Origin of the sequence: Arthrobacter sp. RIT-PI-e (assembly GCF_001187915.1) — a bacterium.
Classification (GTDB): Bacteria; Actinomycetota; Actinomycetes; order Actinomycetales; family Micrococcaceae; genus Arthrobacter_D.
This window is the reverse complement of the sequence record NZ_LGIU01000051.1, coordinates 1-19,128: the sequence shown is the minus strand read 5'-3', so window position 1 is coordinate 19,128 and position 19,128 is coordinate 1. Positions and strand designations below refer to the sequence as shown.

At 71.2% G+C, this 19,128-nt stretch carries 21 protein-coding genes, 1 tRNA gene and 1 pseudogene; 13 read left to right on the top strand and 10 right to left on the bottom strand.

What is annotated here, in order from left to right:
* Positions 1 to 48: 48 nt before the first annotated feature.
* Positions 49 to 121, bottom strand: a tRNA-Glu gene (locus AC792_RS06775).
* A gap of 166 nt (positions 122 to 287) precedes the next feature.
* Between AC792_RS06775 and AC792_RS06770 the strand changes: the two genes are divergently transcribed.
* Positions 288 to 659, top strand: a complete 372-nt coding sequence (locus AC792_RS06770) for a metallopeptidase family protein (RefSeq protein ID WP_326947855.1) — start codon at positions 288 to 290, stop codon at positions 657 to 659.
* Between the two features lie 60 nt (positions 660 to 719).
* Here the strand turns inward: AC792_RS06770 and AC792_RS06765 are convergent, their stop codons facing one another.
* Positions 720 to 1,703 (bottom strand): universal stress protein, encoded by a 984-nt coding sequence (locus tag AC792_RS06765; RefSeq protein WP_049829804.1) that lies wholly within the window; start codon positions 1,701 to 1,703, stop codon positions 720 to 722.
* A 257-nt stretch (positions 1,704 to 1,960) separates the two neighbouring features.
* Between AC792_RS06765 and AC792_RS06760 the strand changes: the two genes are divergently transcribed.
* A complete protein-coding gene (locus AC792_RS06760) occupies positions 1,961 to 2,608 on the top strand; it encodes an FAD-dependent monooxygenase (protein WP_049829803.1) in 648 nt (215 codons plus the stop codon).
* A gap of 59 nt (positions 2,609 to 2,667) precedes the next feature.
* Here AC792_RS06760 and AC792_RS06755 read toward each other — a convergent pair whose 3' ends face one another.
* On the bottom strand, positions 2,668 to 3,294 hold the full coding sequence (locus AC792_RS06755; protein ID WP_152916070.1) for a copper resistance protein CopC: 627 nt from the start codon (positions 3,292 to 3,294) through the stop codon (positions 2,668 to 2,670).
* Positions 3,295 to 3,431: 137 nt separating this feature from the next.
* Between AC792_RS06755 and AC792_RS06750 the strand changes: the two genes are divergently transcribed.
* Entirely contained in the window at positions 3,432 to 4,883 is a 1,452-nt protein-coding gene (locus AC792_RS06750) for an NCS2 family permease (RefSeq protein ID WP_049829801.1), read from the top strand.
* Between the two features lie 57 nt (positions 4,884 to 4,940).
* Here the strand turns inward: AC792_RS06750 and AC792_RS06745 are convergent, their stop codons facing one another.
* The 6 genes from AC792_RS06745 to AC792_RS06720 all read right to left on the bottom strand — a co-directional run bounded on the left by AC792_RS06745 (position 4,941) and on the right by AC792_RS06720 (position 10,364).
* Positions 4,941 to 6,659, bottom strand: a complete 1,719-nt coding sequence (locus tag AC792_RS06745; protein WP_049829800.1) for a cation:proton antiporter — start codon at positions 6,657 to 6,659, stop codon at positions 4,941 to 4,943.
* Between the two features lie 129 nt (positions 6,660 to 6,788).
* Positions 6,789 to 7,094: a TM2 domain-containing protein gene (locus AC792_RS06740; protein WP_049829799.1), complete on the bottom strand. Its 306-nt coding sequence runs from the start codon at positions 7,092 to 7,094 to the stop codon at positions 6,789 to 6,791.
* A 163-nt stretch (positions 7,095 to 7,257) separates the two neighbouring features.
* On the bottom strand, positions 7,258 to 8,070 hold the full coding sequence (locus AC792_RS06735; RefSeq protein WP_049829798.1) for a spermidine synthase: 813 nt from the start codon (positions 8,068 to 8,070) through the stop codon (positions 7,258 to 7,260).
* 51 nt (positions 8,071 to 8,121) lie between these two features.
* Positions 8,122 to 8,673 (bottom strand): GNAT family N-acetyltransferase, encoded by a 552-nt coding sequence (locus AC792_RS06730; RefSeq protein WP_049829797.1) that lies wholly within the window; start codon positions 8,671 to 8,673, stop codon positions 8,122 to 8,124.
* A gap of 43 nt (positions 8,674 to 8,716) precedes the next feature.
* Entirely contained in the window at positions 8,717 to 9,058 is a 342-nt protein-coding gene (locus AC792_RS06725) for a thiamine-binding protein (RefSeq protein WP_049829796.1), read from the bottom strand.
* Between the two features lie 31 nt (positions 9,059 to 9,089).
* Positions 9,090 to 10,364, bottom strand: a complete 1,275-nt coding sequence (locus AC792_RS06720) for an Nramp family divalent metal transporter (protein ID WP_235436435.1) — start codon at positions 10,362 to 10,364, stop codon at positions 9,090 to 9,092.
* A gap of 182 nt (positions 10,365 to 10,546) precedes the next feature.
* On the opposite strand from AC792_RS06720, the gene AC792_RS06715 reads away from it, so the two are divergent.
* The 5 genes from AC792_RS06715 to AC792_RS06700 all read left to right on the top strand — a co-directional run bounded on the left by AC792_RS06715 (position 10,547) and on the right by AC792_RS06700 (position 14,950).
* Positions 10,547 to 11,467: an AEC family transporter gene (locus AC792_RS06715; protein WP_049829795.1), complete on the top strand. Its 921-nt coding sequence runs from the start codon at positions 10,547 to 10,549 to the stop codon at positions 11,465 to 11,467.
* A gap of 138 nt (positions 11,468 to 11,605) precedes the next feature.
* Positions 11,606 to 12,841, top strand: a complete 1,236-nt coding sequence (locus AC792_RS06710) for an MFS transporter (RefSeq protein WP_082177532.1) — start codon at positions 11,606 to 11,608, stop codon at positions 12,839 to 12,841.
* An 18-nt stretch (positions 12,842 to 12,859) separates the two neighbouring features.
* Entirely contained in the window at positions 12,860 to 13,627 is a 768-nt protein-coding gene (locus AC792_RS06705) for an alcohol dehydrogenase catalytic domain-containing protein (RefSeq protein ID WP_326947850.1), read from the top strand.
* The gene (locus AC792_RS18000) at positions 13,552 to 13,917 is read left to right on the top strand and encodes a zinc-binding dehydrogenase (protein WP_326947849.1); all 366 of its coding nucleotides are present in this window, start codon (positions 13,552 to 13,554) and stop codon (positions 13,915 to 13,917) included. Before AC792_RS06705 ends, AC792_RS18000 begins: the two co-directional genes overlap by 76 nt.
* A 55-nt stretch (positions 13,918 to 13,972) precedes the next feature.
* On the top strand, positions 13,973 to 14,950 hold the full coding sequence (locus tag AC792_RS06700; RefSeq protein ID WP_049829793.1) for an acyl-CoA thioesterase: 978 nt from the start codon (positions 13,973 to 13,975) through the stop codon (positions 14,948 to 14,950).
* Between the two features lie 17 nt (positions 14,951 to 14,967).
* Here AC792_RS06700 and AC792_RS06695 read toward each other — a convergent pair whose 3' ends face one another.
* On the bottom strand, positions 14,968 to 16,221 hold the full coding sequence (locus AC792_RS06695; RefSeq protein ID WP_049829792.1) for an amidohydrolase: 1,254 nt from the start codon (positions 16,219 to 16,221) through the stop codon (positions 14,968 to 14,970).
* A 113-nt stretch (positions 16,222 to 16,334) separates the two neighbouring features.
* On the opposite strand from AC792_RS06695, the gene AC792_RS06690 reads away from it, so the two are divergent.
* From AC792_RS06690 to AC792_RS16335, 5 genes and pseudogenes are all read left to right on the top strand, one after another.
* The gene (locus AC792_RS06690) at positions 16,335 to 16,979 is read left to right on the top strand and encodes a nucleoside/nucleotide kinase family protein (protein ID WP_082177531.1); all 645 of its coding nucleotides are present in this window, start codon (positions 16,335 to 16,337) and stop codon (positions 16,977 to 16,979) included.
* A gap of 86 nt (positions 16,980 to 17,065) precedes the next feature.
* On the top strand, positions 17,066 to 17,923 hold the full coding sequence (locus tag AC792_RS06685; protein WP_049829791.1) for an SDR family oxidoreductase: 858 nt from the start codon (positions 17,066 to 17,068) through the stop codon (positions 17,921 to 17,923).
* 17 nt (positions 17,924 to 17,940) lie between these two features.
* Complete coding sequence (gene soxR / locus AC792_RS06680; protein WP_049829790.1) at positions 17,941 to 18,384, top strand: redox-sensitive transcriptional activator SoxR; 444 nt, start codon at positions 17,941 to 17,943, stop codon at positions 18,382 to 18,384.
* Positions 18,385 to 18,427: 43 nt separating this feature from the next.
* Positions 18,428 to 18,952, top strand: a complete 525-nt coding sequence (locus tag AC792_RS06675) for a flavin reductase family protein (protein WP_049829881.1) — start codon at positions 18,428 to 18,430, stop codon at positions 18,950 to 18,952.
* Positions 18,953 to 19,027: 75 nt separating this feature from the next.
* A pseudogene (locus AC792_RS16335) lies at positions 19,028 to 19,128 on the top strand (superoxide dismutase); the annotation flags it as partial.

Here is a 19,128-nt window from a genome sequence, read left to right as displayed (position 1 = left end):
ACCAGCACTTCCCAGTGCTCTCGACCACCCGCGAGGGCTGCTCGTGCGTACCCCCAACGGGATTCGAACCCGTGTCGCCGCCGTGAAAGGGCGGTGTCCTAGGCCACTAGACGATGGGGGCCTGGACCACGATCCGGGTTCCTGCGACCTTCCGGGAAGCGAACGACTCCGGCGGATCATCTCCCTGTCGTGGACCTCTAAAACTATAGGGGCAGGATCCTGATTATCCAAAATTCCCCGGACCCCCCGGCCAGGTTCCGTCCGGGGCCGGTCTGTACGATCGGGGGGTGCCGTTCGAGATCCCCCGCGAAGAGTTCGAAGAAGCCGTCGACGACGCCATCGACAGGATCCCGGACGACCTCGCCCGGGCCATGGACAACGTGGCCATCCTGGTGGTGGAGGAGTACGAGCCCCGACCGGGAGAGCCCGCGGACACGGAACTGCTGGGACTCTACGAGGGGACACCCCTGACCGAGCGTGATTCCTGGTGGGACGCCGGTTCCCTGCCCGACCGCATCAGCATCTTCCGCGGCCCGCTGATGCGCCTGTGCGGGTCCCGTGAGGAACTCGTGGAGGAGATCCTGGTGACGGTGGTCCACGAGGTGGCGCACCACTTCGGGATCGACGACGAACGCCTCCACGAGCTCGGCTGGGCCTGACACTCGGCGCACCGGCCCCTTCCGCACCCGCCGGGACGTGCCGCCTCCGCTGCGTGCGCCCTATCCGGCGGGCGGGACCATCGGCCCGAACGAGCTGCGGTTCGCCAGGCGCGGATCCGCCTCGTCCGGCACCACCAGCACGGGACCCCGCGCATGGTGCAGCACACCCTGGCTCGTGGACCCCATGAGCATGCCCGCGAAGCCACCACGGCCCCGCGTGCCCAGCACGACCAGCTCCGCCGTCGCGGACGCCTCGATCAGCACCTCGGCGGGGGCTCCGTCGAGGATCCCCGCGCGGACCTCCAGGGCGGGGAAATGGCCCGCGAGCCAGTCCCTGCCGGCGGCGAGCTGCACCGCGAGACCGGCGTGGAGCGCCCCCCGGTCCACGGGCGCCGGCACCCACGCGAGCGACCCGCTGAACGGAGCCACGGAGCAGATCACCTCCAGGGGAAGCCCCCTCGCCTGCGCCTCCTGCGCTGCCACGAGCGAGGCGGTCCTGGCCTGCTCGGAGCCGTCGCCCCCGACGACCACGCGGTCCGCCCGCACCGCGGGAGCGCCTTCCGGCGTCGGGGATCCGGAACGGAGCGGGATCACCGCCGTCGGGCACTTGGCATGCGCCGGCAGGGCACTGCTGACCGATCCGAGGAGTCTGCCCACGAAGCCGCCGCGCCCCCTCGATCCCACCACCATCAGCTCGGCCTCCTCCGACAGGTCCAGCAGCACGCCCGCCGCGTCCCCCACCTCGATACGCCGGTGCACCTCCACCGGGCTTCCCGCGAGGTGTTCCACGGCGGCGTCGAGCACGGAGCGCGCGCTCGCGCGGACCACCTCGTCGTTGATCGTCGCGTACCCGGCATCCATGCTCGACGCCGCGAAGATCGGCACCGTGTAGGTGGTCACCACATGGAGCGATGCCCGCCGCCGGACTGCCTCGCGCTCGGCCCAGAGCAGGGCGCCGATGCTCTGCTCCGAACCGTCCACGCCCACGACGATCCCGTGTCGCGCAACGCCCGGCCTCGGATCCTCTGCACGTCCTCCCACCATGGAAGCCCCCTCTGTCACGTCCCGTCGCCACCCGAAGCGGTGGGTCCACCCTTTGTAGCGCACAGGTTCCCAGCGGTCTATCCACGGTCCATGAATCTGTATAAGCTTCAATCACTGCTGCGGTGGCAGGCCCCCTCAGGGCCCCGAGGTCCCCGCGCATGGCGCTCTTGACTGACCCGTTCGCAGCCAAGAGTCCGTACGGTCCGGCAAAGAGGCCCGGACCGTACGGGACCGATGCTTCGTGTGGAGGTAACCCGGTGGATCCCCTGCCCTTCGACCCGCTCCGATCCGCGAGTACCGCTTCCTCCCCGACCGAGCGCACCAGCACGGTGGTGATCGGCTCCGGTCTCTCGGGGCTCGCCGTGGCCAGCGAACTCAGCCGGCGTGGTGTCGAGTCGATCGTGGTGGAGAGCCTTGAGTGCTTCGATTCCGGGTCCATGCGGACGGTGGTCACCGATTCGGTGTCACTCTCCGAACGGACGGAACTCATGCGCCTGCTGCGCGGTTACGCTGCCGCACATCGGCTCGACATCCGGCAGACCACCATCGCCGAGACCCTCAGTGTGATCGGGCACCCGCGGCTCATCGCCGCGTCCATGGGGCAGAAGTGGGCGGTGCAGACGGCCGACGGCGTCCTGCTCGCCGATCACGTGGTGCTCACCAAGTACCCGCAGAACGAACTGCGCAGGTTCCTGCGGTCCATGGGGATCGCGATCGGGCGGGACTTCAAGGAGACCTTACGGGCGATCGGGCTGCACCTCGTGGGGGTGGGTGAGCTCCTGACGCCCACCACGCGTGAGATCGTCCGCCAGGCGAAGCTCGTCAGCGACGCGATCGTGGCGCAGGGTCCGACGGCGCTCCAGCGCCTCACCACCGCACCGGCCGTCTCACCCCTGAGCGCCTAGGGCCGGCAGCCCACCGCGACCACGTCGGCAGGCCCTGAGCGTTCCGGGTGCCTGTCCCGTCAGTCGCGCGAGCCGAGCCGCTTGCGCGCCGTGACACCCAGAGCGGCCACGATGACCACCAGCACCCCGATCATGAGCACGATGCTCCACGGGAAGTCACTCACCCCGGCCACCGGTTCCTGACCGGCCGCGGGCTCCTCGGCGTCGATCGGGCCGGAGGTGGTGACCGAGTCGGGGACCGCCGACGTCCCCCGCCGGGCGGTGAAGGTGAAAGGACCCCCGGTGGGGGGCGAATCGGCGGGCCCCCCCCCCCCGTTCACGGTGGCTTCCCCGGCGGGCCCGCCGGTGCGGAGGGTCTGGGTGGCCGTGCGGTCGGTGATCCCCACCGCGCCGTCGGCCCAGTCGGTCCCCGCTTCGTCGAGCACTTGGACCTCGGCACCGATGCCCGAGGGGACGCTGCTGTAGGTCAGGGCGATGCGCGGCGGCAGGGCGCCGGCGGTCGCCCCGGCCGGGGGGGCGGGGCCCACGAGCTCGTCGGGGGCGTGCGCCGCGCCACCGCCCCGGGGGGGCGCGGCGAGCGCGGGAAGGACCGCCGACACGAGCGCTGCGGGGGTGGCGACGGCGTTCCGTGACCGGGTGCGCCCGGGCGCCGGGCGGGAGTCGGGAAGGGGTGGGGAGACAGGCATGGTCCAACCCTACGCGGCCCCCCCGACCAGGCGCGGGACCTCGGGCGTCGACCGGCCACCGCCCCGGCCACCGATGCGCGGCGAGGACGGGGATAGAATTCAAGCCGTCCCTCCCACCTCCCGCCCTAGGACCCACCATGCTCAAGCAAGGCTCCGTGCTGGATCGATACTTCGCCATCACCGAGCGGGAATCATCCTTCTCCCGCGAGATCCGAGGTGGCCTCGCCACCTTCTTCGCCATGAGCTACATCGTGGTGCTCAACCCGCTCATCCTCGGGGGCGCCGACGCCTCCGGCGACGAGCTCGGCCGCGAGCGCGTCGCAGCGGTCACCGCCCTGGTGGCCGGGGTCCTCACCATCGTCATGGGCGCCTGGGCCAAGTACCCCTTCGCCCTGGCCACGGGACTGGGCGTCAACGCCTTCGTGGCGATCACCGTCGCCACCAACCCCGGGCTCACCTGGCCGGACATCATGGGCCTCGTGATGCTCGCCGGTCTCACCATGCTGATCCTGGTGCTCACCGGCTTCCGCACTGCCGTCTTCAATGCCGTGCCGGAGAGCCTGAAGACCGCGATCGTGGTGGGGATCGGCCTGTTCATCGCCCTGATCGGGCTGGTGAACGCGGGGTTCGTGCGCCGCGTGCCGGACGTCGCCGACACCACGGTGCCCGTGGGGCTCGGGTTCGGCGGTGTGCTGCTCGGCTGGCCCACCCTCGTGTTCGTCTTCGGGTTGATCCTGACCATCGCGCTCGTGGTGCGGAAGGTACGGGGTGCCATCCTGATCGGCGTGCTCAGCGCCACCGTCCTCTCGGTGATCCTCGAGGCCGTGTTCCAGGTGGGCCCGAGCGTCGGGGGCGAGCAGGGCCCCAACCCGGAGGGGTGGTCACTGGTGGTCCCCGCGCTACCCACCAGTTCCTGGGTGGACCTCCCCGATCTCAGCCTCGTGGGCAACGTGAGCCTCTTCGGGGCGTTCGCGCACCTCGGCGGCACCGCCGCCGTCCTGCTCACCTTCACCATCCTGCTCAGCATCTTCTTCGACGCCATGGGCACCATGGTGGGACTCGCCAACGAGGCGAAGCTCGTGGACGCCAAGGGCGACATCCCGGGGGTCAACCGCGTGCTGATCGTCGACGCCCTCGGAGCGGTGGCCGGAGGCGCCGGATCGGTGTCCTCGAACCAGATCTACGTGGAATCGGGTGCGGGGATCGGCGAGGGGGCCCGCACGGGGCTGGCGAACGTGGTGACCGGTCTGCTGTTCCTGCTGGCCATGTTCCTCACCCCGCTCATCAGCCTGGTGCCGTTCGAGGCCGTGGCCCCGGCCCTCGTGGTGGTGGGCTTCATGATGGTGGCGCAGGTGGGCCGCATCGACTTCGACGACTGGGGCATCGCCATCCCGGCCTTCCTCACCTTCACCCTGATGCCGTTCACCTACTCGATCGCCAACGGGCTCGGTGCGGGGTTCATCGCCTTCGTGCTCATCCGCGCCATCCAGGGCCGCGGCCGCGAGGTGCATCCGCTGATGTGGGCCGTCGCCGGCGCCTTCGTCATCTTCTTCGGCCTCGGTCCCATCGAGGAGCTGCTCGGCCTCTGACCCTCAGCGGGGGCGGTCCCGGGCGCCGCAGATCGGCGGACCGGGTCGGGACGTGCCTCAGCGGGGGTGGAAGCGGGTCTCCTCGACATCGAGGATCCGCTGCGCCCTCGCGAGGGCACGGGAGGTGTAGGTTCCGCCGGCCCGCGCGGCCAGGAGGGCCTGGCGCTCGGCCTCGAGGACGGCCAGGCGCAGGTCCCGGTACTGACGGTGCGGTGAGCGCACCAGTTTCTGCTCGGACAGGTGCACCTTCTCCCACTCGACCTCCGAACGCATCCCCGTGTCCGCGCGGACACGGTCGAGGACCTCCTGGTCCAGCTCGACGTCCTCCCCCACGATCGCCTGCGGGTCCTCGAGCACCCGCAGGCCCTCGTTCCGCAGCTCGTCGAACAGGTTGGCCGCCTCCTCGCGGTCCTCCGCGACGTCGATCCCCTCGACGCGCAGCACCCGGATCAGCAGGGGCAGCGTGCTCCCCTGGACCAGCAGCGTGGTGACGGCCACGGTGAAGGCGAGCAGGACCAGCTGCTCGCGGTACGCGAACGACGACGGCAGGGACTGCGCCGCTGCGAGCGTCACCACCCCGCGCATCCCGGACCACCCGAGGATGGTGGCCCCCTTCCACCCGAACCCCTCACGCCGCTCCAGCTCCAGATCGGCGCGGCGCCGCCGGTACAGCCGGCGGAGGGCCTCACGACGGCGCTCCTGCCGCGCGTCCAGGTTCCGCCTCCGCGTGAGGTGGGTGAGCCCCTGCCGGATCCGGGCCGTGCGCTTCTCGGCGCGGTCCGGCACCCGCCGCATCACGAGCACGAGCGGGAAGACCCAGAGGAAGCGGATGACGTTCAGTGCGAGGACGGCCACGAGACCGATCAGCACGGTGTGCCCGACGGTCAGCTGCGACTCGTCGACGTTCTCCAGCAGGCTGCGCACCTCCAGCCCGATGAGCAGGAAGACGCCGTTCTCGAGCAGGAACTGGATGGTGCGCCAGTTGACGCCGTCGCTGATCCTGGCACGGGCGTCGAGGTGGCTGGCGCTGCGATGACCCGTGTAGATGCCCGCCACCACCACGGCCAGGACACCCGAGGCGCCGAGCTCCTCGGACGGGATGAACGCGATGAACGGGACGGCGAGGGACAGCGCGGTGTCGAGGACGGCGTCGTCGAGCTTCGAGCGGACGTAGACCGTGACCATGCCGACGGCCAGACCCACCACCACGGCCACCACCACGGCGAACACGAAGTCGCCGAGCGCCGAGCCGAAGCCGGCGAGCGCGCCGGCCGACGCCGCGATGGCGCTCCGCAGCAGCACGAGGGCCGTGGCGTCGTTGACCAGGCCCTCCCCCTCCAGCACGGTCAGGAGACGGGGCGGCAGGCCCAGCCGGCGTCCGATCGACGTGGCGGCGACGGCGTCCGGTGGGCTGATGACGGCGCCCACGGCGATCGCCGCCGCGAGTCCCAGCTCCGGGAGGAGCGCGTGCAGCAGCAGACCCATCGCGAGGGCCGAGACCACCACGAGCACCACGGACAGGCTGGCGATGGGTGCGAGGTTGCGGCGGAAGTCGGTGACGGGGGTCTTGATGGCCGCCGCGTACAGGATGGGCGGGAGCACCCCGGCCAGGATCCACTCGTCCGGGATGCTGAACGCCGGCACCCCGGGGATGAAGGAGAGCCCGATCCCCAGCACCACGAGGATCAGCGGGGCCGCCACCCCGACCCGGCGGGACAGCATGGCGACCGCCACGAGGATGACGATTCCGATGATGCCCAGCAGCCCTAGTTCCACCGTGTCAGCCTAGACCCGGACGGTCGGGGTACCGCACAGCGTCGTCCCGGCGCCTGCTCCCACCCGCACCGTGGTGCACTGCGCGGGAACGCTCGAACCCTCCGGGGAGGAGTCGCTCCTCCCCGGGCGTCAGAAGGTGTGACCGCCGAGCATCCGGGCATTCACGGAGCGGACCCGGCCGGGCATGGTGAAGAGGTCGATGACCATCATGACCCACAGGGGGACCAGGAAGATGAAACCGACCAGGAACCAGGCGGTGGCTCCTCCGATCAGTCCCAGCGCGAGGTAGAGGAAGCCCGTCCCGTTCTGGCGCAGGTAGAACTTGTGCACACCGAAGGTCCCGAGGAGGAACCAGAGGAGGTATGCGAGCCAGGTCTCCTTCGCCGAACGGACGACGACGTTCTGTACCGGACGGCGATCCGGGTAGTCGGACATGGTCCCCCTGGAACCGGTGCGGTGGCAGTTTCCCGGCAGTACGCGGCCGGTACGGTCAATGTACGGCAGGAGCCGGAGCGGTCCGCGGACGGCATCCCGATGCCGCCGGGACCTCCTTGCCCGGGGACCTCGCGGGAACCCCGGGTGTCGCTCCCCGGGGCGTTCAGTCGGTGAGTACCTGCGCGCCGGCCGCGAAGGCACGCACCCGGGCGTCCTGCCAGAGCTGGGCGGGCACCCCGCCGCCCAGGAGTTCGCGCACCAGTGCGGGGTCCTCGCCGAGCGGGGCGTCGCTGCCGGCGATGATCACGTTGCCGTAGCGCCGCCCCTTGAGCATGGCGGGGTCCGCGATGATCGCCGTGTGGGCGAACTCCGCGCCGATGGTCGCGGCTTCGCACTTGGCGAGCGCGAGGCTCGGGCCGTCACCGCAGTTGACCACGTACACGCCGTCGTCCGCGAGCACGCGCTTGGCGGCGCGGGCGAACTCGACGGTGAGCAGCGGGGCCGGGGTCACGGCGCCGGCGAAGACGTCGCGGATGATCAGGTCGCGGCTTCCCTCGCTCAGGGTCTCCGTGACGGCCCGCGCCTCACCGACCCGGATGCGCACCAGCGGTGCGCGCGGGAGGTCGAACCACCCGCGGACGAGTTCCGCGAGCCTGCCGTCGAGCTCCACGACCACCTGGCGTGCCTGCGCATGGGAGGCCGCGAACCGGCGGGCCAGGGAACAGGCCCCGCCGCCGAGGTGGAGTGCGCGCAGCCTGTCCGTGGACGCCCAGCGGGAGTCCACGAGCGAGGCGATCCAGCGCATGTACTCGAAGTCCAGCCGCAGCGGATCGGCGAGATCGATGTGGGAGCTGGGGACGCCGTTGATCCGGAGCACCCAGCCGTCGGCGGCGTAGGGGTCGGGCTCCAGCTCGCAGGTCCCGGTGTCGATGGCGAACTCGCCGATCTCGGGGCGCGGCCCGGTGGGTCGCGGCATCAGGACCGGTCCGCGTGGTCCGGGGACACGGTCGAGGGCATGACTCCCATGCTAGTCGCGCTCCGCCGGCCCCTGGTCGGCGCGGTGCATCCGGAACATGGGCCGGTGGTGCCAGGTGGGTCCGCAGAGCATCGAGGTGCCGTCGGGGGTGAACCCGTTGCGGACGTAGAAGCGTTCGGCCCGCGGATTGTGGTTCAGGATCCACAGGTAGGCGCCCCGTCCGCCGATCGCGGTGTCGAGCAGTGCCTGCCCGAGACCCGAACCGTGGGTGGAGCGCAGCGTGTAGATGTGGTGCAGCTCGAAGTCGGGGCGGTCGTCGTCGCGCCCGGGACCGGAGGTCGCGATGGCCACCGGTTCGCCGTCGTCGTCGAACGCCAGCCAGCTCCGCGCACCGCCCCGCGCGCGCTCCGCCTCGGCGAACGTCTCACGACGGCGCTCGATCAGGGCCGGCAGCTCGGCGTCGTAGTGCTCGTGGTACTCGCGGGGCATGATGTGCTCGTACGTCTGGTGCAGGGCCGCCACATGGGTGCGTGCGTACGCCTCGGCGTCGTGCTCGGTGGCCGGGCGGATCAGGTAGGGCAGCGTCAGCGCAGGCTGTGTCACGGCTCCACTTTAGTGGCCTGGGGACACTGTGTGCCGCCGTGGATCAGGAGTGGCCCTCGAACTGCTCCTGCTCGAGGATCGCGGCCTCGAGCCGTTCCACCTTGCCGGTCAGCTCCCCCGTGCGGCCCGGGCGGATGTCCGCCTTCAGCACGAGCGAGACACGGCTGCCGTACCGGGCCACGGCGTCGGTGGCGTTCTTCACCACGGCCATCACCTCGTCCCACTCGCCCTCGATGGTGGTGAACATGGAGTCCGTGGAGTTCGGCAGCCCCGATTCGCGGACCACGGCGACGGCGGCGGCCACGGCGTCGTGCACCGACCCCTCCGGGTTCTCACGGGTGAGCTCGGACGAACCGGACGGGGCGACGCTGAAGGCTACGAGCATGCACCCAGTCTGGCACGCGGGTGCCCCCCGGTCAGCCCCCGGTGACGGCGCCGACGAGCTCGTTGACGCCGAGCACCAGGAACACCACGGTGGTGACGGCCAGGAACACGTTGGACAGCCACCTGTTCCGCCACTGACGTGCGAGCCGGGAACTGTTGAGGAGCACCAGCAGGGTCACGGCGAGGAAGGGCATGAAGAGGGATCCGAGCACCCCGTACAGGAGGATCAGGAAGAAGGGCCGGCCGAGCAGCAGCAGGAGCATGGGCGGGAAGGTCAGCCACAGCATGTACGCGCGGGCGGGGGCGCTGTGCGCACCGGGGGCGTCGTCGTCCGTGAGGTCGTCCGCCTTCTTCCGGAAGTTCGCCCAGAAGTCCGCGAACATGAGGCTCACCCCGTGCCACACCCCGAGGAGCGAGGAGAAGGAGGACGCCCAGAACCCGATGAGGAACACCTTCGCCCAGACCACGCCGTAGCGGTCCTCGAGAACCACGCCCATGTCCAGCAGGCCGCGGTCGCCGCTCTGCAGGGAGATGTTCGCCGTGTAGAGCAGCTCGGCGCCGAGGACGAGCATGCACACCACGAAGATGCCCGTCATCGCGTAGGCCACGGTGTTGTCCACCCGCATGACCTTCATCCACTGCGGCGTGTTCCACCCCTTCTCGCGCAGCCAGTACCCGTAGGCGGCGAGCGTGATGGTGCCGCCCACCCCGCCGGCGAGACCGAGGACGTAGAACACCGAGCCCTCCGGCAGGGTGGGGACGAGCCCGCCGAGCATGTCGGGGATGTTCGGGAGGGCGAGCACGGCGGAGCCGACCACCGAGACGAACATGATGGCCACCATGACGGACATGATCTTCTCGAAGAACCCGTACCGGCCGAACCAGACGAGCGCGAGCCCGAGCAGACCGGAGGCGACGGCGAAGACGGTGAGCGGGACGGCGGGGAACAGCGCCTGCAGCGGCAGCGCAGTGGAACTCATGGCCGTGGCCCCGTACACGAAGCCCCAGAGCACGATGTACGGGCCGAAGTACCAGCTGGTCCAGACGCCCAGGGTGCGCCAGCCCTGGAAGATGGTCTTGCCCGTGGCGAGGTACCAGCGGCCCACGCCCTCCACGAGGATGATCTTCAGCACGCAGCCGATCACCGCCGCCCAGAGCAGGGCGTACCCGTACCGGCTGCCCGCCACGAGGGTGGCCACGAGGTCACCCGCACCGACGCCGGTGGCTGCCGCCAGCAGTCCGGGACCCACCAGCCGCCACCGCGGTCGCTCCAGCTCCTGCGCGTCGACGCCCACCCGTTCAGCCACGTACCTGCCCCCTCGCAGTCGGATCGATTGCGACGAGCATACCCGCAGGCAGGAGCCGGGTCCCGGGATCCCGGGCACGAGGCGGGGTGGTCCGGCCCCGGTGGGTTCGTGGGTGGTCGGTCCACGCACTAGGTTCGTAGGGGTGCTCCCGCACGGGCGGCGGGGCGGACGAGGGGATCGGGATGCTGGGACTGCTGGGCGGGTTCGCCGTCGTGGGTGCCGTGATCCTCGTCGGGTACATCGCCGGGCGCCTGACCATCGGCGGCCCACAGGCAAGCTTCACGCTGAGCCAGGTGGCGTTCTTCGTCACCAACCCCGCCCTGCTCTTCACCGTCCTCGCGGGCGCCGAGCTGGACTCCGTGTTCTCCGAGTACGTGCCCATCGCGCTCCTCTCCTCATTGGCCATCGCACTGCTCTACGTGCTGATCAGCCGGTTCCTGTTCCGCCGCCCCGCGGCGGAGACGGCCATCGGCGCCATGGCGAGTTCCTACGTGAACGCCAACAACATCGGCATCCCCATCACCGTCTACGCGCTCGGGGACCCCACGCTGATCGCGCCCGTGCTCCTGGTCCAGCTGCTGCTGCTCGCCCCGATGTACCTGACCGTCCTGGATCTCACCTCCGCCCGGAAACCGTCCCTGCGGGCGGTGTTCACGCAGCCCTTCCGGAACCCCATGATCATCGCGTCCCTGCTCGGTGTCGCGGTCTCGGCCACGGGCCTGCGGCCCCCGGCGCCCGTGTGGGACTCCGTCTCCCTGCTCGGCGGGGCCGCGGTCCCCATGGTGCTGCTCTCCTTCGGGATGTCCATCCCGGGGAGCCGCCCGCTCGAACGCAGCCCCGACCGTCTCCAGGTGCTGACCGCGACGATCCTGAAGACGGCGATCATGCCGGTGGCGGCATATGTCGTGGCCCGGTACCTCTTCGGGCTCGACGGCGAGCGGCTGCTGGGCGCCGTGGTGGTCGCCGCGCTCCCCGCCGCCCAGAACACGTTCATGTTCGCCACCCGGTACCAGCGCGGCATCCCCCTGGCCCGCGACACGATCCTGCTCTCCTCCCTGCTGGCCATCCCGGCGCTGGTGGTCATCGCAGCACTGCTGGCCTGACGGGCCCCGTCCACGGCAGGCCGGGAATGCCGCGCGGCGCGGTGGCGTTGGGGCGAAGGTCAGGACCTCACTAGGCTTGGCACAGCACGCCCTGTCCGATTCCGACGGCGCAACGGGGGCGCTCGACTCGCCCACCCCATGATTGGTACCCCTGTGTCCACCTCCTCCTCGCCCGTGAAGACCACCGCACCGTTCCCCTACATCGGGCTGTTCTCCCTTGCCGGGGCCATCTTCGTCTCCGTGACCAGCGAGTTCCTCCCCACCGGGCTCCTGAACGCCATGGCCGAGGACCTCGATGTGGGGATCTCCACCGCCGGCTACCTCGTGACCATCTTCGCGGGCACCGTGGTGGTCGCCACCACACCGCTGGCCGCACTGACGCAGCGGTTCTCGCGGAAGTCCCTGATCGTCGTCGTGCTCCTCGTGATCGCCGTGGCCAACGTGCTCGCCGCCGTCGCGCCCACCTACGGCGTCCTGGTGGCCGCGCGCATCCTCGGGGGTCTGGCGCACGGCCTCTTCTGGGCCGTGGTGGCCGCCTACTCGGCGCACCTCGTACCCGCCCACCAGCTCGGCAAGGCCGTGGCGATCACGGCCGGCGGTGGTACCGCGGCCTTCGTGCTCGGCGTCCCCGTGGGCACCGCGATCGGCTCCGCGTTCGGGTGGCGGACCGCCTTCGTGATCATCGGTGCGGTGGTGGCCCTCCTGGCCCTGGTGATCGTGAAGTTCCTCCCGCCCGTCGACCACCACGTGCAGCACGAGGCCGGCGAGGAGCGCGTGCCATTGCGCCGCGACGCGAGCCTGAAGGCCGTGATCCTCCTGTGCGTGGTCATCCTGATCGTCCTCACCGGGCAGAACGTCTTCTACACCTACATCGCCCCCTGGCTCACCGAGGTGTCCTCCTTCGAGCAGGGCGACGTCGCGCTGGTGCTCTTCCTCTACGGCGGCGCCGGGATCATCGGTCTGGTGGCCGCCGGGTACGCCGCGGACCGGTTCCCGCGTAAGGGGTTCGTGGGTGCGGTGCTGCTGGTCATGGGTGCGGTGCTCACCCTCGCGATCCTCGCGGACAGCACCGCGATGGTGCTGGTCGCGGTGATCGTGTGGGGTGCGGCCTTCGGCGGTATCCCGGCGATGTTGCAGACCCGCATGCTCCGGACGGCGTCCTTCCGGATGCGTGATGTCGCCGCGGCCCTCCAGACCACGGCGTTCAACATCGGGATCGGCGGCGGCGCCCTGGTGGGCGGTCTGCTCGTGGACGGCGCCGGGCTGGAGATCCTGCCGTTCGTGCTGATCGTGATGGTGGCGGCGAGCCTCGCGCTCAGTCTCACCACGGACACCGTGAAGGACCGCCGGGAGAAGCACCGCCTGCACGCCTGAGGCTGCCAGGATGGTGTCATGCGCGCTGTCCTGTTCGACGAGTTCTCCACCCGCCCCACCGTCCGGGAGGTCCCGGCACCTGTGCCCTCGCCGCGCGGCGTCATCGTCCGGGTGGAGACCACCGGGCTGTGCCGGAGCGATGTGCACGGCTGGTCCGGGCACGACGACGGCATCACGCTGCCGCACGTCCCCGGTCACGAGCTGGTGGGAACCATCACCGCCCGCGGCGCGGAGGTGCGCCGCTTCTCCGTGGGTGACCGCGTGACCACGCCGTTCGTGTGCGCGTGCGGGCGCTGCCCGGAGTGCGCCTCCGGCAACGGTCAGGTGTGCCGCAACCAGACCCAGCCCGGCTTCACCCACTGGGGGTCCTTCGCCGAGTCCGTGGCCCTGCACGACGCCGACACGAATCTCGTCGTCGTGCCCGCGTCCCTCGACAGCGGTGCCGCGGCGTTGCTCGGGTGCCGGTTCGCGACCTCCTACCGCGGCCTCGTGCACCAGGCGAGGCTGCAGTCCGGCGAGTCCCTCGTGGTGGTGGGTTGCGGCGGCGTGGGCCTCAGCGCCGGGATGATCGGCGGGGCGCTCGGCGCCGAGGGGGTGGCCGTGGACATCGACGACGACGCCCTCACCCGGGCGGCCCGGTTCGGCGCCGTGCGGACCGGAAACTCCCCGGGCTGTCCCGGGGGGGGCTGCTCGCGGCCCTCGCCGAGGCCGTGCCGTCCGGGTTCGCCGTCTCCGTCGACGCCCTGGGGCGTGAGGAGACCGCCGCGGCCGGCATCCTCGCCCTGAAGCCGCGCGGCCGGCACGTGCAGATCGGGTTGTTCCCCACCGACCCCGTGATCCCGATGGGGGCGGTGATCGGCAAGGAGCTCTCCGTGCTCGGCAGCCACGGCATGCCCGCGCAGGACTACCCCGGACTCCTGGACCTGGTGACCGCGGGCCGGTTGCGGCCGCAGGACCTCGTCGAGCGCAGGATCCGTCTGGAGGAGGTCCCGGACGCCCTGGTCGCGATGGCCGGGGACCGGTCCGCGGGCGGGGTCACCGTCGTCGACCTCCGAGCCGCACCTGCCCCTTCATGACGCCGCCGGCGCGTACGCGCTACCGGATGCACGCCCGGCACGGTGATACTGGGGCATGATCACGCCCGCACCCGCCGGACCCACCTCGAACTCCGTGATCCTGCGGTTCCTCGCCTCGCCCACCGATCTCGGCCACAGCGGCTCCGTGGATGCGGGCACCGTGCTGGAGTGGGTGGACAAGGCGGCCTACGCGGCCGCCGTCAGCTGGGCGAAGACCTACTGCGTGACCGCGTACGTGGGCAACATCCACTTCGCGGACCCCGTGGCCGTGGGTGACCTCGTGGAGGTCGAGGCCACGATCGTGCACACCGGGACGTCCTCCATGCACATCCGCACCGTGGTCTCCTCCGGCTCGGTGGCGGGCGGTGACGGCGGGAAGCGCAGCGAGTGCCTGGTGATCTTCGTCGCCGTCGGCCCCGAGGGCACGCCGGTTCCCGTCCCGGCGTTCGAACCGCGGACGCAGGCCGAGCGGACCGACAGCGAACACGCGGTGGCCCGCGTGGAGGTGCGCAGGGAGATCGTCGAGGAGATGCGCCGCCAGGTGTACACGGACGCCGGGACCGCGGAACGGACGGTGCTCCGCTTCCTCGCCGCCCCCACCGACGTCAACTGGGGCGGCAAGGTGCACGGCGGCACCGTCATGGACTGGATCGACGAGGCCGCCTACGTCTGCTCCGCACGCTACTGCGGACGCGACACGGTGGCGGTGTTCTCAGGTGGCGTCCGCTTCCTCAAGCCCCTGCGGATCGGTGACGTGGTGGAGGTGGAGGCACGGCTCGTCTACACCGGGAACAAGGGGATGCACGTGGCGGTCCAGGTCCGCTCCGGCAGCCCGCGCTCCCGTGACATGGAGCTGACCACCACGTGCCTCACCGTCATGGTGGCGCGGGACGAGAACGGCAGTGCCGTCCCCGTCCCGGCCTGGGTACCGGTGTCCGACGAGGACCGGCGGCTCCACGAGCACGCGCGGAACCTCCTGCACATCCGCAGCCGGGCCCCCGGCAGCGTGCTGCCGATGCACCTGCGGAGCTGATCCTCCGCCGGGTACGGTCAGCCCCGGAGGATCCGCTCCAGGAGGTCGACGGCGATCGGCAGGGCTGCCTCGTCCACGTCGAAGCGCCGGTGGTGATGGGGTGCCGGGTTGGAGGCCCCCACGAAGATGTAGGTCCCCAGCCCGCCGGCCTGCTGCACCTCGTTGATGAGCAGGTGGGCGTCGTCGCTCCCGCCACCGGAGGGACCCTTCGGAGTGAAGTGCTCGACGGCGGGCACGGCAGCCGCCGCGCGGGTGACGTCCTCGAGCAGGGCGTCGTCCGGCTGGGACACCGCCGCCCGGCCGTACGCCTTGGTGGCCGCCGTCACCCCGTACATCTGCGCCGCGCCCTGCACCGCCGCCTCCGCGCGCCGGTTCAGCTCCTCGAGCACGGTGTTGGACGTGGAGCGGGTCTCGTAGGTGATGGTGGCCCGCGCGGGGATGATGTTGGCGCTGCCGTCCGCGTGGAACGTGCCCACGTTCACCCGGGTGTCCGCCTCCGCGAAGCGGGGGAGCGCGAGGATCGCGAGGGTGGCCTGCGCGGCCGCGGCGAGCGCGTGCCGCCCCTTCTCGGGCGCCGCTGCGGCGTGGGCCGCCTCGCCGTCGAACCTGGCCGTCCACTTGGTGGTGGCCATGGCGTCGGTGACCCCTCCCACCACGGTGCCGGTGGGCAGATCCCCGCCGAGGTGGACGGCGAGCATGCGGTCCACCCCACGGGTGACCCCTGCGTCGATCATGGGCTGGGCGCCGCGGACGCCCTCCTCCGCCGGCTGGAACAGGATGCGCACGCGGCCGGGGAAGTTGCCGTCGCGCAGCCGGTCCGCGAGCGCGAGGCCGATCGCGGCGTGGCCGTCGTGTCCGCAGGCGTGCATGTACCCGGTGGTGGAGCGGAAGCCGCCGACCACGGGGGCGTGGTCCCCGGCGGTCTCCTCGTCCACCGGCAGGGCGTCGATGTCCACCCGCAGCCCCCAGACGGGGCCCTCGCGGTTCCCGGCCAGCTCGGCGATCACGGCCGTCCCGTGCTCCTGGAACCACGCCACCTCGTCGGGGGACGATCCGGCCTCGACGGCGCGCCGGCCCCACTCGTCCTTCTCGGCGTCCGTGGGCGGCACCGCGATGCTGCCGACGTCGATCGCGTCGGCGCCGGTGGTGACCGGCACGCCCATCCCCGCGAGCTCGGCGAGGATCACGGACGCGGTGCGGTACTCGAGGAAGCCCGGTTCGGCGTGGGCGTGGAAACGACGGCGGAGGGCGGTGATCTGGTCGGAGTGCATGCTCCGACCCTACGCAATCGGTCCCGGGGAGGTCGTGCCGCCCGTGCCGTTCGCTTGCCGCACCGGGTGGGGCGGGCAGGATGGGGTCAGGACGTCGACGAGGGGAGGATCGGATGCAGCGGACCAGTTCGGTGGACCGGCCGGAGGACCTCGTGGCCCTGCTGCCTGCTGTCGAGGAGGGGACGCGGATGCTGCTCGGTCTCGCCGGGCCTCCCGGAGCGGGCAAGTCCACACTGGCCGCAGCCCTCGCCGGAGCACGATCCGCCGCGTCACTGGTGCCGATGGACGGTTTCCACCTCGCGGACCGGGTGCTGGCCGCACACGGGACCCTGGACCGGAAGGGAGCTCCCGAGACCTTCGACGCCCACGGGTACGCCGCCCTGCTGGCCCGGCTCCGGCGTGCTCCGGACACCACCGTCTACGCACCCTCCTTCGACCGGGAACTGGAGCAGGCCCTGGCCGTCCCGCCGTCGGCCGAACTCGTGATCACGGAGGGCAACTACCTGCTGCTCGACGCCCCGGGCTGGCGGGAGGCACGGCACCAGCTCGACGAGGTCTGGTTCCTCGAGGTGGACCCAGCGCTCCGGCGCAGCCGCCTGGTCGAGCGGCACGTCCGCTTCGGCAAGAGCCGGCCCGAGGCCGAGCGGTGGGTACGCGAGGTGGACGAGCCGAACGCCGCACGCGTCGGGGCCTCGCGTTCCGCAGCCGATCGGATCCTCGACTGCACGGGCTGGTACGGGACCACCCCGCACGGCTGAGGCGCAGACCCCGGGAAGGATCGAGCGGCGCCGCGGGTTACCCCCAGCAGACGCATCGACCGCATGCCACGAACAAGGAGAACCCCATGAGCATCGTCATCACCGGAGCCACCGGTCAGCTCGGCCGCCACGTGGTGGAGCAACTGCTGGCCCGCGGGGTGGACCCCTCCACCGTCGTCGCCGGCGGCCGTAACCAGGAGGCCCTCGCCGAACTCGCCGGTCACGGCGTCCGCACCGCCACGATCGACTACTCGGACCCGTCCACCCTGGACAACGCCTTCGTCGGCGCGGAGAAGATCCTCCTCATCTCCGGCAGCGAGGTGGGCAAGCGGTCCGTGCAGCACAAGGCCGTGATCGACGCCGCCCGCAGGGTCGACGCCGAACTGGTCTACACGAGCGCCCCGAAGGCCACGACGTCGGACCTGATCCTCGCCCCGGAGCACAAGGCCACCGAGGGCCTCCTCGAGGGCTCCGGACTCACCTACACCGTGCTGCGCAACAACTGGTACACGGAGAACTACGACGACACGATCCGCCACGCGGTCGAGACCGGCAGCATCCTGACCAGCACGGGTACGGGCAAGGTGGCCAGCGCCACGCGCCGGGACTACGCGGAGGCGGCCGCCGTCGTCCTGCTCTCGGACGACCACGCAGGCGAGATCCTCGAGCTCGGCGGCGATACACCATGGGACATGGACGAGCTGGCCGCCACCGTCGCCGAGGTCTCCGGCCGCGAGGTGGGCGTCACCCAGGTCACCACGGACGAGCACGTGGCCGCGCTCAAGGGTTTCGGGTTCGACGAGGGCACGGCAGGGTTCGTGGCCGGGCTCGACGCCAACATCGCCGACGGTCTGCTCGCCGACACCGACGGCACCCTCTCCCGCATCATCGGCCGTCCCACCACGCCGCTGCGGCAGTACGTCACCGAGTTCCTCGGGAAGTAGGCCGAAGGGGGAGCCCGATGCCCGACGACCACGACCTGTCCGTGGGACAGCTGGCCGCGCGCAGCGGCATGAGCGTGTCCGCCCTGCACTTCTACGAGCGCGAGGGGCTGATCTCCAGCCGCCGCACACCCGGGAACCAGCGCCGCTACGATCGCTCGATCCTGCGCCGGGTCGCGGTGATCGGTGCGGCACAGCGGGTGGGCATCCCGCTCGCCACGGTGGCCGAGGCCTTCGCGGAACTGCCGAAGGACGGCGTACCGGGCGCGGAGGACTGGCAGCGGATGTCCTCCGCGTGGCAGCAGGAGATCGAGGCGCGGATCGTGCGGCTCGAGAACCTGCGGGACCGGTTGGACGGCTGCATCGGCTGCGGGTGCCTCTCCCTGGTCACGTGCAGGTTCCTCAACCCCGAGGACGCGGCCGGCTCGAGCGGCGTCCCGTCCACGCTCCTGGGCCCGTCGTGACCGAATTGACCTCAACCTTGGTTGAGGTCCTAGCGTGGGGAACATGACAGTGCCCGCGGTCTCCGCGCTTCCCGACGCCGACCTCTTCAAGCTCGCCTTCCGCCACCACCCCGCGGGCATCGCCGTCCTCACGGCGCAGGGTGGCGATGGGCCGGTGGGCCTCACGGCGTCCTCCGTCTCCTCGGTGTCGGCGGAGCCCCCCGTCCTCGCCTTCTCGGTGTCCACCGCGTCGGCCTCCGCCGCAGCACTGATCACGGCGGACACCCTGGTGGTGCATCTGCTCGGCGCCGACCAGCTCGAGCTCGCCCGGCTGTTCGCCACCCGTGGCGCCGACCGGTTCGGCGGGACCACCCGCTGGCACACACTGCCCACCGGGGAGCCACTGCTCACCGATGCGCCGTGGGCGCTGCGCTGCGCGATCCTGCACCGCCTACCCGTGGGCGGCTCCATGATCCTCGCGGCCGAGGTGGTGTCCGTGGAGCAGTCCTCGGACGACGCCGGGCACCCGCCGCTCGTCTACCACGACCGCGCCTACCACCGGCTGACCGAGCGGTCGCTGCTGACCTGAACCCCAGTCCCCTTCCCGACCGGCTCACCGGCCAGGGAGAACACAAGCCCCCGTACCACTACCGAGGAGGATCACGTGAGCGTTTACGTACTGCCGGATCTTGATTACGACTACGCGGCCCTGGAGCCGCACATCTCCGGCCGGATCATGGAGCTGCACCACTCCAAGCACCACGC